Origin of the sequence: Acidithiobacillus sp. (assembly GCF_023255755.1) — a bacterium.
Taxonomy (GTDB): Bacteria; Pseudomonadota; Gammaproteobacteria; order Acidithiobacillales; family Acidithiobacillaceae; genus Acidithiobacillus.
This window is the reverse complement of record NZ_JAGDVS010000110.1, coordinates 1-12261: the sequence shown is the minus strand read 5'-3', so window position 1 is coordinate 12261 and position 12261 is coordinate 1. Positions and strand designations below refer to the sequence as shown.

Here is a 12261-nt window from a genome sequence, read left to right as displayed (position 1 = left end):
GGTGCGTAAAATCATTGGTGCCGACAGCCTGGGCTACATTAGTCTGGAGGCGCTTTATGAGGCCGTGGGCGGGCGTGGGCAGGGTTTCTGCGACGCCTGTTTTAGTGATGACTATCCGTTGCCAACGCCGGAAGGACATGGCTCGCGTCAATTGCATCTGATCGAGGAGCTGCGATGAACTCTCAGGATTCCAACCCGGACTGGGCGGCACATCTCCGCCCGGAGACCCTCGCCATCCGCGCCGGTATTCACCGCACCCAGGAGCAGGAGCACAGCGAGGCCATCTTCCCGACTTCCAGTTTTGTTTTCGACTCGGCAGAAGAGGCCGCGGAGCGCTTTGCCGGACGGGCGCCGGGGAATATCTATGCGCGCTTCACCAATCCCACCGTACGTACTTTTGAAGAGCGGCTTGCCGCGCTGGAGGGTGCAGAATCCTGTGTCGCCACGGCCTCCGGCATGGCCGCCTGCCTGACCGCCTTCATGGGGATGCTCAAGGCGGGCGATCATGTCGTCGCCTCCCGCTCTATTTTTGGTACGACGGTGCAACTGCTCAGTAATATTCTCGGCCGCTTCGGGGTGGAGACCAGTTTTGTGCCGCTGGCGGACGTGGCGGCGTGGCACGCGGCACTGCGTCCCAATACCCGGATGCTCTTCCTTGAAACGCCTTCTAATCCGCTTACCGAGATTGGCGACATGCAGGCACTGGCGGATCTGGCCCATGCCCATGATGCCTGGCTAGTGGTGGACAACTGTTTTTGTACCCCGGCCTTGCAGCAGCCCCTCAGGTTTGGCGCCGATCTGGTCATTCACTCCGCCACCAAGTACCTGGACGGGCAGGGGAGAACCCTGGGCGGTGCGGTTTGCGGCAGTACCGAACTGCTCAACAGCGGGCCACGCAATTTCGTGCGCACGGCGGGCCCAAGTCTCAGCCCCTTCAACGCCTGGGTGCAGCTCAAAGGTCTGGAGACCCTCGGACTGCGCATGACGCGTCACTGCGCCAATGCCCAGCAGATTGCCGAATGGCTGGAAGCACGGCCGGAAGTGGCGCGGGTTTATTATCCGGGCCTCAAGAGTCATCCACAGCAGGCCCTCGCGGCGCGTCAGCAACGCCTGCCGGGTGCTATTCTGTCCTTTGACCTGCATGGTGGGCAGATGGCGGCCTGGGCCTTTGTGGACGCCCTGCGCCTGCTCTCCCTGACCGCCAATCTCGGCGATGCCAAGACCACCATTACGCACCCTGCCAGCACGACCCACAGCCGGGTCGGTCCTGAAGCACGGGCAGCGGCGGGGATTGGCGATGGTTTGCTGCGGATCAGTGTCGGACTGGAGCATGCTGACGACCTGCGCGATGATTTGGAGCGCGGCTTTGCCGCTCTTGCAAGCCGCTGATTTGCGCTATCCTTGGACAGGAGCGAGTTTTCCAGCCACTTTTCCAACTGCGGAGATAATGAAATGACAAGATTCCGTGCATTACAACGTCATGGACTCAAGCCGGACACGCGTATCTGCGTGCTTGATAATGGGATGCCGTTGACAGTGACGCCCAGCGACATGGCGATCAAAAGTATGACCGACCTCAGGCGGGTGCCCGCTGCGACGACGAAGCCGGAAACCACCATTGATCAGGCCATGCAGCGCATGATTCATGTGGGTGTCCGTATGCTTTTTGTGCTGGATGACTTCGGTACGCTGATCGGTCTGGCCACTGCCCGTGACATCATGGGTGAAAAGCCCGTCAAACTGGCGGCCAAAAACCATGTCGCGCGGGACTCCATCAAGGTGCAGGATGTCATGGTGCCTCTGGGTCAGATTGATGTGCTCGACTTCGCTGAGGTGGAGCGGTCTACCGTGGGGGATGTCGTCCTGACCCTGCGCAAGGCGGGGCGTCAGCACGCCCTGGTGCGCGAGGAAACGCCCCGCGGTGAAGAGATTCGCGGTGTTTTTTCCATCAGCCAGATAGCGCGACAACTGGGGGTGTCTATTCAGACCAATGATGTGGTGCAGAGTTTTGCCGGGCTGGAGCAACTCATCACCAGTGATGACTGAACGAGACCCCCGCCACGCGCGGGCGGGAGTGGTCTCCCGTGCATGAGATCAACGGGCTGCTGCTGGCAGCCTTGCTGATTCTGCTGAATGGTTTTTTTGTTGCGGCAGAATTTGCGCTGGTGCGATTACGCAGTACCCATGCCCGTACCCTTGCCCAGGAGCATGGGCTGCGCGGGCGCATTCTCATGCGGATGCACCATCGTCTCGACGCCTATCTTTCCGCTACCCAACTCGGCATTACTATTGCCTCTCTGGGTATCGGCTGGGTGGGCGAACCCACCGTAGCGCGTTTGCTCCAACCTCTTTTCCGGGCTGTTGGGGTGACCGATCCGACGGCCTTGCGATCAGTTTCTTTTGCAATCGGCTTTGCCCTGATCTCCTTCATCGTCATTGTGATCGGCGAGCTGGTACCCAAGTCACTAGCCATCCGCAAGGTGGAGGCAGTGTCCCTGTGGACCGGTGCGCCCCTTTACGCTTTTTACTGGCTCATGTACCCGGCGATCTGGGTGCTCAATGGCGCGACCCGCATCGTGTTGCGCCTCTTTGCGCTGCGCGTGGATCAGCATGCCGGCGATGCACCCCATTCCCGCGATGAACTGGCGATGATCCTGGCCCTCAGTCAGGCGCAGGGCACCCTCGGCCAGCGCACCGGAGATATCCTCGATCGCACCCTCGATTTTACGGAACTGACGGCCGGGGACCTGATGCGTCCCGCCGCCGAGATGGTCTGTCTGATGTTGGAAGACAGCCCGGAAGAGATCCGCCAGGTGATGATGCGCCATCGCTTTACCCGTTATCCGGTGTGCGAAGGGGACCGCCAGCATGTGGTCGGTCTGCTCCACGTCAAGGATGCTTTTGCGACCCTGTCAAAGCACCCGGACCTGGGTGACCTGAAAACACTCCTGCGCCCGCTACCTTCCGTAGGCAGGGCGTTACCGGCCATGGACTTGCTTACCCATTTTCGTTCCGGCCACCCGCATTTTGCGCTGGTGGTGGATGATCTGGGCACCATCACCGGTTTTGTCACGCTGGATCACGTGCTGGAAAGTCTGCTCGGCGCTATCCCCGATGAGTTCCGGCACCAGCGGCGGGAGTGGCGGCGGCGCCTTGACGGCAGTTGGGTAGGTTCTGGCAGCCTCTCGCTGTATTCCCTGGAGCGCAGCCTGCACATCGACATTGACGAGGAGACTGCGGATACCATCGGCGGTCTGGTCATGCATCAGCTCGAAAGGGTTCCGGAAGAGGGAGAGCGGATCGCTTTTCCCAACTTCGACGTGGTGGTCTTGCGTAAAAAAGGTCCACGCATCACACTGGTGCAAGTGATCCCGCACCCCGACCAACCTGAATCCGACTGGTTTTCCTGATACGCTCCATGCAGAAAAGTGATTTTTATTATGAATTGCCTGATGCGCTGATCGCCCAGGCACCTCTCGCGGAACGCAGTGCCGCGCGCATGCTCATCGTCGATGGCCGCCAAGGCACTTGGGAAGATGCGCAGATATGCGATCTGCCCGACCTCCTCCAGCCCGGAGACTTGCTGGTACTCAACGATACCCGTGTGCTTCCCGCGCGTTTGCAGGCCCGCAAAGCGACGGGTGGCGCGGTCGAACTGCTGCTCGACCGAATGATCGATGCTCAGGAGGGCTGGTTTCTGGCAAAATCCTCCAAGGCGTTGCGGCCGGGCATGTCCATTCATTTGCCGGGTGGTGCCGTGGCTACGGTAGAGGAAAAGGATGGCATGGACGTTCGTTTGCGCCTGTCTGCGGATGCCCAATGGTTACCCATTCTCGAAGTCGAAGGGAGTATGCCCCTGCCGCCCTACATCCGGCGGATGCCGGAGGCCATTGATCGGGAGCGCTATCAGACCATCTATGCGGCGCATCCCGGTGCAGTGGCCGCACCCACCGCCGGGTTGCACTTCGACGCGAACCTGATGGCCGCCCTCGCGGCGCGCGGTGTTGAGCGGACCTTTGTGACCTTGCACGTCGGTGCCGGGACTTTCCTTCCAGTGCGCAGTGACGACATTACCGAGCACCCCATGCATGCCGAAACCATGGAAGTCAGCGCGGCGACCGTGGCTGCTGTTGCCGCCGCGAAGGCGCGGGGCGGGCGGGTGATTGCCGTAGGCACCACGGCATGCCGTGCGCTGGAGACAGCAGCGCAGGATGGAACGCTGCGCCCATACACCGGAGAGACCCGTCTGTTCATCTATCCTGGTAAGAGCTTTCAGGTGATTGATGGGCTGTTGACCAATTTTCACCTCCCGGAATCCACGCTGCTCATGCTGGTCTGTGCCTTTGCTGGTACGGAGTCCATGCTCGCTGCCTATCGCCACGCGGTGGCAAAGGGCTATCGGTTTTTCAGTTATGGAGATGCTATGTTGATATCCCCTCAGGCCGGACGCCGATGAGTATTTATCAGCTGCTGGCCAGTGATGGCGCGGCGCGGCGCGGCGTTCTACACCTGCCCCGCGGTAATATTCAGACGCCTGCCTTCATGCCGGTGGGTACCTACGGCACCGTCAAGAGCATGTCTCCCGAGGAGTTGAAGACGCTCGGGGCCGAGATTATCCTCGGTAACACCTTTCACCTCTTTCTGCGTCCCGGCCTGGAGGTCATCAGCGCGGTAGGCGGCCTGCATAAGATGATGCACTGGGATCGGCCCATCCTCACCGATTCGGGCGGTTTCCAGGTCTTCAGTCTGGGTGCGCTGCGCAAGCTGACGGAGGCCGGAGTGCAGTTTCGTGCGCCCACCGATGGCCACAAGGTCTTTTTGGGACCGGAAGAGTCCATGCAGATTCAGGCGGCGCTGGGTTCGGACATCGCTATGGTCTTCGATGAATGTACGCCCCATCCGGCCACCTATGAAGAAGCCCGTGTCAGCATGGAGCTTTCTTTGCGCTGGGCGGCGCGCTCCCGAGCCTCTTATGCCGGGCCGGGTCAGCTCTTCGGCATCGTCCAGGGGGGAATGTATGGGGATTTACGGCAGCGTTCTCTGGCGGGATTGCAGCGACTGGATTTCCCCGGTCTTGCTATCGGCGGACTTTCGGTAGGGGAGAGCAAGGCGGAGATGATGCAGGTGCTGGAGGAACTCATGCCACAGATGCCCGCAGATCGGCCCCGTTACCTGATGGGAGTCGGCACACCGGAGGATCTGGTCGAGGGCGTACGTCGTGGTATCGACATGTTCGATTGTGTGATGCCCACCCGCAATGCCCGCAACGGCTGGCTTTTTACCCGTGATGGCATCCTCAAGCTGCGTAACGCCCGTTATGAGAAAGACGCACTGCCGCCGGACCCGGCTTGTGCCTGTTACACCTGTCAGAACTACAGCAGGGCTTATCTGCGCCACTTGCAGCGCAGTCATGAGATCCTCGGCGCACGCCTGAACACCCTGCACAATCTGCACTACTACCAGGAGCTGATGGCAGGGCTGCGGGAGGCCATTGCTGCCGGTCACCTGGATGCTTTTGCAGACGATTTCTACCGCCGCCGTCGCGCTGGTTCCCTAGTTGACGCCTAAAGGCTACAATGGCGGCCCTCAGACCTGACCTGGAGTGCTTATGAACTTTTCGCCTATCGCCAACGCTTATGCCGGAACCGCGGCGGGGGCAGGTCCGGACTCCGTCTTTATGCAAGTCATCCCGCTGGTTATCATTTTCGCTATTTTCTATTTTCTGCTGATTCGTCCGCAGATGAAAAAAGCGAAAGAACAACGCCAGTTGATTGCGGCGATTTCCAAGGGGGATGAAGTGGTTACTCAGGGTGGTCTGGCCGGGCGGATCATGCAAGTGGGTGAGGATTATGTGCAACTTGAAATTGCTGAAGGGGTCATTGTAAAAGTTCAGCGGGCCTCAGTGACGTTACTGTTGCCCAAAGGGACATTGAAAAAACTGTAAAGGCTCGTTCATGACCCGTTATCCATGGTGGAAGTACCTGATTATCCTCGCCGTCGTATTGCCCTCCCTGTTTTACGCACTGCCTAACTTTTATGGCTGGCACTCTGCGGTGGAGGTGCGCGCTCCCGCCGGGACTATCCTGCCGCCGGTGACCACGCTGGAGGGCTGGCTGCAAGCGGCCAAAATTCCGGTCACCCGCGTCAGCTCGGATGAGAAGGGCAGCACCTTCTTTTTCCCGAACGACGATGCCCAGGGTCTGGCCGAGACCTTACTGCAAAACAAACTCCCGGCCAATGCCCAGGTCATTCTTTCGCAGATGTCTGCAGAGCCGGACTGGCTAAGCAGTCTCGGTGGCAAGCCCGTCAATCTGGGCCTTGACTTGCGCGGCGGCGTGTATCTCCTGCTGCGTGTCGATACCGATGCCGTTATCAAGCATGCCCTGGAGCAGGACAGCGGCAGCTTGCGCACTTTCCTCCGTCACCAGAATCTGCAATATCTGGCGGTCAACATGACCGGGCCGCAAAGCCTTGCCATTGAAATGGAAAACGCCGCAGTCGCGGCGCAGGCGCAAAAGGTTGTCGCCGGGCATTATCCCGATTATGCCGTCACCCTGCAGCCTAACGCGGTGTTAGGCGTAAGTATCACCCCCGATGCCGCCAGAAAAATGAAGAATGATGCGCTGCAGCAGGCCATTGTCGTTATTCGCAATCGTATCGATGAACTGGGCGTTTCGGAGCCGGTCATCCAGCGTCAGGGCGCTGAGCATATCGCCGTGCAATTGCCCGGTGTGCAGGACACCCAGCGCGCTAAATCCATTATTGGTTCTACCGCCCAACTCGAATTCAAGATGGTGGATGACCAGGCCAACATGGCGACCGCCCTCAAAGGTGATCTACCGCCCGGCACAGCCCTGTTTTACGGCGTTCATGGTGCGCCTTATGTGCTTTACACGGATACGGTGCTCACGGGCCGCTATCTCAGTAATGCCAGTGCGGGGGTGGACAACAATAGCGGCCAGTCCATTGTTAATGTCAGTTTCAACAATGAGGGGACCCGCATCTTCGGTGATCTGACTACCAAAAATGTGGGCAAGCGCATGGCTATTCTGCTGGATAACAAGGTGGTCACTGCGCCGGTGATACGTGAAGCCATTACGGGAGGCCGGGCCCAGATTACCGGATTCTCCGGTTTGAAGGACGCCAGTAATGCCGCGATTGAATTGCGGGCTGGCGCGTTACCCGCGCCCGTTCATATTTCGGAAGAGCGCACTGTTGGCCCGACTCTGGGCCAGGACTCCATCCACGACGGGGTGATGGCAGTGGTCTTCGGCATGCTCTTTGTCGTGCTCTTCATGACGCTTTATTACCGGGCTTTCGGCCTGATTGCCGACCTCGCTATCCTGGTGAATATTCTGGCGATTCTGGCGGTGCTTTCGATAATGGGCGGGACGCTGACTCTGCCGGGTATTGCCGGTATCGTACTGAAGATCGGCCTGGCAGTGGATGCGAATGTGCTGGTATTCGAGCGTATTCGCGAGGAACTGCGTCTTGGCATGAGCACCCGCGCCGCCATTGACGCCGGTTTCAAGAAGGCCTTTGCCACTATTGTGGACTCCAATATCACCGTGTTGATTGCGGCACTGGTGCTATTCCAGTTTGGTACCGGGGCCATCAAGGGCTTCGCGCTGGTGCTGACTATCGGTGTGATTACGTCCATGTTTACCGCGACCATGATGAGTCGTGGCATCATCGAACTCGCCCTCGGTAAGCGGCGCGTGCAAAAGCTTTATATCTGAGGCCGCAATGGAACTGTTCAAAGCCCGTACCCATGTAGACTTCATGTCCAGACGCTGGATTTTTCTGGGTGTGTCCGCTCTGCTGATTGTTGCTTCAGTCGCCGTTTTTCTGGTGCGCGGGCTGAACTACAGCATCGATTTTACCGGTGGCACGTTGGTGGAGTTGGCCTTCAGTAAGGCGCCGGATTTGGGGGCCGTACGTGGGACGCTCGCGCAGGCGGGTTTTCACGATGCGGTGGTGCAGACCTTTGGTGGGGATCGCGATCTGCTGATCCGCTTGCGCACCGTACCCGGTGAGAGCAGCGCGGTGAGTAATAAGATTTTGCAGGTGTTTCAGAAAGATCAGATGAAGTACCCGGACGTACAGTTGCGTCGCACGGAATATGTTGGCCCGGAGGTGGGTAAGGAATTGCGGAATAAGGGGATCATGGCGCTCATCATCGTGACCCTGGGCATCCTGATTTATGTGGGGTTTCGCTTCGAATGGCGTTTTGCTGTGGGCGGTGTGCTCGCCATGCTCCACGACCCGATCCTGGTAGTGGGCTTTTTCGCCATCAGTCAGGAAGAGTTCTCCCTGACCGTGATTGCGGCTTTGCTGGTCATCATGGGCTATTCGCTCAACGACACGGTGGTGGTTTTCGACCGCATGCGTGAGGACCTGCGGGCGTCCCGCAGCGGCGATGTGGCGCAGATTTTCAACGTCGCTATCAATGAGACCCTGTCACGAACGGTGATTACCAGTTTCATCACCTTCATGGTCGCCCTGTCGCTCTTCCTCTTCGGCGGACCGGTGATTCACGGGTTTGCCACAGCGCTGGTTATCGGTGTGGTGGTGGGTACTTATTCCTCAATTTTTGTCGCGAGCCCGATTGCGCTGTGGCTGGGCCTCAAGCGGGAGCACGTCCTCAAACGCCAGTTTATCAGTGCTAAGGATCGTAACGACGGCGCTACTTTATAGTTGCGTATAGTCTTATCGGCGCTGCGGGCTTGCTGCCAGCGTCAAGAAAGATTAAGGTATGCTTCCACGGAGAGGTACCGAAGTGGCCATAACGGCGCCGACTCGAAATCGGATGGGGGTTAATAGCCCCACGTGGGTTCGAATCCCACCCTCTCCGCCAATAAAAACAACGAATTACAAAAAAACCGCGCTTTGCTTATGACCTGTTGAAACCAGTCCGCGTTCTCACTTTTTTGTGCCATATCCAACGGGCGACTTTTCACATCTCCGGAACATCGAACAACACCAAAGGTATTGCGCCCCACTGGATTTCGGCCAATCAATTTCAGCTGTGCAAAAGGATCGTTGACCCGCAACCGCCGGGAATCCGGCAGCCGCAGTGCAGGGCACCCCCAGCGGGTGCCCTGCAGGCCGCTAGAAAACTAGCCTGAAAAATGCCATTGTAACTATATGGAAGGTTAGGATAGTGATGCCCTTTGACCTGAGTTGCTGGGTTTACTGATTTGTGGAAAATGGATCAAAAGAGTCGACTACGGTCACCTTAGAGCCAGTACTCGCCAAGGACTTTCTGACGTTGCCGAAGGTGTCTTCAATAAACTGGGATGGAGAACCAAGCCCTACCGCCTTGGTAAATAATCCTCCTAATTCTGCACCCAGTACATTAGGATTTGAGGAGAAACCAGATTGGCTGGTGTATGAGCCGACGGCATCAGCCTGATATCCGCCTTTGTATGGGTAAAGGCAAAATGTGTAAGTCGCGTTTTTGCCATACTTGGAATAGCTGTTATCTGCACCCCGCGCGATCACTGATGCTCCAGGACAACTTACAATACTGGGCAGGACAGCCCCAGACATCGCTGCAATGGCAGACAATCCGCCCATGCCTGACATTTGAGACATCGGGCTATTTTGAAAACGACCGGGTTGATCGGGCAACGGATAGGGGGGTGGATTCTCCTGAACGGCAGCTCCTGACAAATATTCCTTTGTACCAGACACAAAAGCATTGACAACATCCTGATATGAAACATTAGTTGGGGTTTTCACGTCATAGACGACGTAAGCCATTTTTGTGGTAGTGGTTGGCGTCGTGGTGGCACACCCAGAAAGTAGAATAGTGGAAAACAGAGCTCCAAGGGTGATGGACAGAACAACACGTTGCTGCTTTATAAACATAAATTTTCCTTTTTAAATCTAGTCAGCAAGATAGATATGCCATGATGGTTGCGTTTACGCTATGACGGTTTATCAACGAGAACAACACGTCATGAACCACTTATATAGATGGAACTGATGGGATTTCAAGATGGTCCTGCTGACTGCTAGCCGCCAAGGTCACGGAGGTGCCCTTTTTCCGGAATCATGCGTCATATGTGTGTAAACATTCAAATGGGGGCATCATGAGCACCGTGCGCTGGAATCTTGCCGTGTCGGCAGACACGGATCAGTCCGTCCGCATGTTCCCTGCATCGCAAGGCGGCGGGCGCAAGGGCGACCTGTCGCGTTTCATCGAGCAGGCGGTACGTAGCTACATCTTCGAGCGTACTGTTGAAGAGGCCAAGGCGGCAAACGCAAACGTGAGCGAGGCCGACTTGACCGCTATCGTGAACGAAGCTGTGCAATGGGCGCGTGAGCACTGATGCGGGTCGTCCTGGATACCAACGTGCTGCTCAGCGCATTGCTGTCGCCGCACGGTTGGCCGGACGCCATCTATCGCGCGTGGCAGAAGGATCGTTTCGATCTTACGGGCATACCGTTTCTGGCAGGCAAACTACTGATCGCGCCTCGGCAAATAACGAAGGCATTCGGCGAAGCCCGGAAACGTTCGCCTGATCTCAACAACTTGGTTGCACAAAGGTCACACTCACGCTATCCTGTCAATTCGTAGTGATAATGTTAAAAAGGAGCCTTACGCCATGTTGATCACAAAAATTCGCAAGCAAGGCGGCGCGGCGGTTGTGACACTTCCCGCAGAAGTGCTGCGACAGATGGATGCCACTATTGGTGAGGAGTTGAGTATTGAGGTTTCCCAGCACGCGCTCATTATGCGACCAGCGCGCGGTGAGCGGCGGCGCTACAGCCTGGGGGAATTGCTCGCAGGTGTTACTATCCAGGACATGCAGGCCCTTACTGAGAACAGCGCCTGGGCCAGAGAGGGCGAGCCTGTCGGAAGAGAGTTGCTTTGATCGGCCGGAAGATACCATCACCAGGCGACGTTTACTGGATCAACACCAACCCGACATCTGGAAACGAGATAAGGGATCGGCATCGGGTTGTGGTTATTACACCGACCGAAATTAACAAACTCGGTCTGGTTACCTGCGTGCCTATCACCAGTGGCGGCAATCATGCCAGACAAAACGGTTTGACCGTGGTCATTGCGGAACACGACACGACCGGTGTTGCCGTCTGCAATCAGGTGCGCACCTTCGATCTCAGCGCCAGAGCCGGTGAGGTAAAATACATTGAAACTCTGGACCAGCAAACGACGCGCGAAATCATCAACCGGGTAACCAGTATCATAGATCCGGGGTAACTGATTATTTCACAAGCATTTTTTGAACTATTGCCTGAATACTGAATGGCATCTATTATTCCTGATTCAGTGCGTTTTGCACACTCACAAGCTGCGGGATGTTTATGATTTCAAGCGAAGTTCGGCAATGGCTCAATCAGGGGCAGGCCCGCATTCGTGAAACTGTCAATGCGGCATCCGATTGTCGTATGTCTGCCGCAAAGACGCTTTTAGTCCCGGCACTCATCAAGCGCATAGGGTCAACGCGCATATGGGTATTTGGTTCTGTTGCCCGCAGAGAAGCCACAGAGAATTCTGATATTGATATTTTTGTGGAATGCGATGGAACCGTGGCGCAATTACCTTGGTCCAAACGCCAGGATGCAATTTCTGATCTGCTCAAGATGGTAAGGAAGCAAGGCTTTACATGGGGCTGCGATATTATTGTTTGGTCAACAGAAGAAGTACGCCTGGGAACCAAAATATCTGAACCCATGATAGAAACCATAAAAAAGGAAGGGGTGTTAATATATGAGCGACCAGGAAAGAATACAGCGGTCTATTCAGTGGTTTGAACTGGCGCAAGCAGATCTGGAAGCCGCCCGCATTGAACAAGCTGTGGGCTTTTCAGCCAGGGACCGCTTGAAAATCGTTGATAGCCTCTTGACCACTTATGGGCTGAGGAAGCAAGTAAGCGGCTAGCTGCTTATCGACGTGGCGAACAAGGAACCAAGGTCTATTCCTACACCTCAAACCCCAGCGCGCGCAATTTGCCCTGGGCCAGACTATGCCCCAGGGCGGCGGCGCTGCCCAGCCAGCGCAGGCCGAGGCCCTGGTTTTTGTCAACGCCCTGACCGTTGAAATAGCAGGTCGATAAAAAGTCCATGGCATCCGCGTGGCCTTTTTTGGAGGCTGCCTCAAAATAGTTGGCGGCAATGCTGTACTCGCCGGACCAGAAAAAATAAATGCCGACCTCATTCAGGGCCTGCGCATCGCCGCTGTCGGCCTGCAGCACACAATCCACAAAGGCCTGCAGCAGACAGTGCGCC

At 56.9% G+C, this 12261-nt stretch carries 13 protein-coding genes, 1 tRNA gene and 2 pseudogenes; 14 read left to right on the top strand and 2 right to left on the bottom strand.

What is annotated here, in order from left to right:
• The first annotated feature begins 174 nt into the window (after positions 1 to 174).
• The 9 genes from Q0C48_RS07715 (at position 175) to Q0C48_RS07675 (ending at position 8857) form a co-directional block, all read left to right on the top strand.
• Positions 175 to 1389, top strand: coding sequence for an O-succinylhomoserine sulfhydrylase (locus tag Q0C48_RS07715; RefSeq protein ID WP_291523114.1), 1215 nt, complete (start codon positions 175 to 177; stop codon positions 1387 to 1389).
• A 63-nt stretch (positions 1390 to 1452) separates the two neighbouring features.
• Entirely contained in the window at positions 1453 to 2046 is a 594-nt protein-coding gene (locus Q0C48_RS07710; protein WP_291523111.1) for a CBS domain-containing protein, read from the top strand.
• 38 nt (positions 2047 to 2084) lie between these two features.
• On the top strand, positions 2085 to 3410 hold the full coding sequence (locus Q0C48_RS07705; protein ID WP_291523109.1) for a hemolysin family protein: 1326 nt from the start codon (positions 2085 to 2087) through the stop codon (positions 3408 to 3410).
• A gap of 8 nt (positions 3411 to 3418) precedes the next feature.
• The gene (gene queA, locus Q0C48_RS07700) at positions 3419 to 4456 is read left to right on the top strand and encodes a tRNA preQ1(34) S-adenosylmethionine ribosyltransferase-isomerase QueA (RefSeq protein WP_291523107.1); all 1038 of its coding nucleotides are present in this window, start codon (positions 3419 to 3421) and stop codon (positions 4454 to 4456) included.
• The gene (tgt, locus tag Q0C48_RS07695; RefSeq protein WP_291523105.1) at positions 4453 to 5568 is read left to right on the top strand and encodes a tRNA guanosine(34) transglycosylase Tgt; all 1116 of its coding nucleotides are present in this window, start codon (positions 4453 to 4455) and stop codon (positions 5566 to 5568) included. Before queA ends, tgt begins: the two co-directional genes overlap by 4 nt.
• Positions 5569 to 5608: 40 nt before the next feature.
• A complete protein-coding gene (gene yajC, locus Q0C48_RS07690) occupies positions 5609 to 5944 on the top strand; it encodes a preprotein translocase subunit YajC (protein ID WP_291523103.1) in 336 nt (111 codons plus the stop codon).
• A gap of 10 nt (positions 5945 to 5954) precedes the next feature.
• On the top strand, positions 5955 to 7739 hold the full coding sequence (secD, locus tag Q0C48_RS07685) for a protein translocase subunit SecD (protein WP_291523101.1): 1785 nt from the start codon (positions 5955 to 5957) through the stop codon (positions 7737 to 7739).
• 7 nt (positions 7740 to 7746) lie between these two features.
• On the top strand, positions 7747 to 8697 hold the full coding sequence (gene secF, locus Q0C48_RS07680) for a protein translocase subunit SecF (protein ID WP_291523099.1): 951 nt from the start codon (positions 7747 to 7749) through the stop codon (positions 8695 to 8697).
• Between the two features lie 68 nt (positions 8698 to 8765).
• A tRNA-Ser gene (locus tag Q0C48_RS07675) sits at positions 8766 to 8857 on the top strand.
• 335 nt (positions 8858 to 9192) lie between these two features.
• Here the strand turns inward: Q0C48_RS07675 and Q0C48_RS07670 are convergent.
• A complete protein-coding gene (locus Q0C48_RS07670) occupies positions 9193 to 9873 on the bottom strand; it encodes a hypothetical protein (protein ID WP_031570258.1) in 681 nt (226 codons plus the stop codon).
• Between the two features lie 224 nt (positions 9874 to 10097).
• Here Q0C48_RS07670 and Q0C48_RS07665 point away from each other — a divergent pair, with 224 nt between their 5' ends.
• From Q0C48_RS07665 to Q0C48_RS07645, 5 genes and pseudogenes are all read left to right on the top strand, one after another.
• Positions 10098 to 10337: a ribbon-helix-helix domain-containing protein gene (locus Q0C48_RS07665; RefSeq protein WP_031570256.1), complete on the top strand. Its 240-nt coding sequence runs from the start codon at positions 10098 to 10100 to the stop codon at positions 10335 to 10337.
• Positions 10337 to 10441, top strand: a pseudogene (locus Q0C48_RS07660) (PIN domain-containing protein); the annotation flags it as partial. The gene Q0C48_RS07665 and the pseudogene Q0C48_RS07660, both read left to right, overlap by 1 nt.
• A gap of 172 nt (positions 10442 to 10613) precedes the next feature.
• A complete protein-coding gene (locus tag Q0C48_RS07655; protein WP_010642066.1) occupies positions 10614 to 10883 on the top strand; it encodes an AbrB family transcriptional regulator in 270 nt (89 codons plus the stop codon).
• A complete protein-coding gene (locus Q0C48_RS07650) occupies positions 10880 to 11233 on the top strand; it encodes a type II toxin-antitoxin system PemK/MazF family toxin (protein ID WP_081577346.1) in 354 nt (117 codons plus the stop codon). The genes Q0C48_RS07655 and Q0C48_RS07650 overlap by 4 nt, the downstream gene beginning before the upstream one ends.
• 104 nt (positions 11234 to 11337) lie before the next feature.
• The gene (locus Q0C48_RS07645; protein ID WP_170286749.1) at positions 11338 to 11787 is read left to right on the top strand and encodes a nucleotidyltransferase domain-containing protein; all 450 of its coding nucleotides are present in this window, start codon (positions 11338 to 11340) and stop codon (positions 11785 to 11787) included.
• 167 nt (positions 11788 to 11954) lie between these two features.
• Here the strand turns inward: Q0C48_RS07645 and Q0C48_RS07640 are convergent.
• Positions 11955 to 12261: pseudogene (locus Q0C48_RS07640) on the bottom strand (sel1 repeat family protein); the annotation flags it as partial.

Excerpts from the sequence above, each read along its gene's own strand:
- Q0C48_RS07715 (WP_291523114.1), top strand. The coding sequence starts at position 175 with ATGAACTCTCAGGATTCCAACCCGGACTGGGCGGCACATCTCCGCCCG.
- Q0C48_RS07710 (WP_291523111.1), top strand. The coding sequence starts at position 1,453 with ATGACAAGATTCCGTGCATTACAACGTCATGGACTCAAGCCGGACACG.
- queA (WP_291523107.1), top strand. The coding sequence starts at position 3,419 with ATGCAGAAAAGTGATTTTTATTATGAATTGCCTGATGCGCTGATCGCC.
- tgt (WP_291523105.1), top strand. The coding sequence starts at position 4,453 with ATGAGTATTTATCAGCTGCTGGCCAGTGATGGCGCGGCGCGGCGCGGC.
- yajC (WP_291523103.1), top strand. The coding sequence starts at position 5,609 with ATGAACTTTTCGCCTATCGCCAACGCTTATGCCGGAACCGCGGCGGGG.
- secD (WP_291523101.1), top strand. The coding sequence starts at position 5,955 with ATGACCCGTTATCCATGGTGGAAGTACCTGATTATCCTCGCCGTCGTA.
- secF (WP_291523099.1), top strand. The coding sequence starts at position 7,747 with ATGGAACTGTTCAAAGCCCGTACCCATGTAGACTTCATGTCCAGACGC.
- Q0C48_RS07670 (WP_031570258.1), bottom strand. The coding sequence starts at position 9,873 with ATGTTTATAAAGCAGCAACGTGTTGTTCTGTCCATCACCCTTGGAGCT.
- Q0C48_RS07665 (WP_031570256.1), top strand. The coding sequence starts at position 10,098 with ATGAGCACCGTGCGCTGGAATCTTGCCGTGTCGGCAGACACGGATCAG.
- Q0C48_RS07655 (WP_010642066.1), top strand. The coding sequence starts at position 10,614 with ATGTTGATCACAAAAATTCGCAAGCAAGGCGGCGCGGCGGTTGTGACA.
- Q0C48_RS07645 (WP_170286749.1), top strand. The coding sequence starts at position 11,338 with ATGATTTCAAGCGAAGTTCGGCAATGGCTCAATCAGGGGCAGGCCCGC.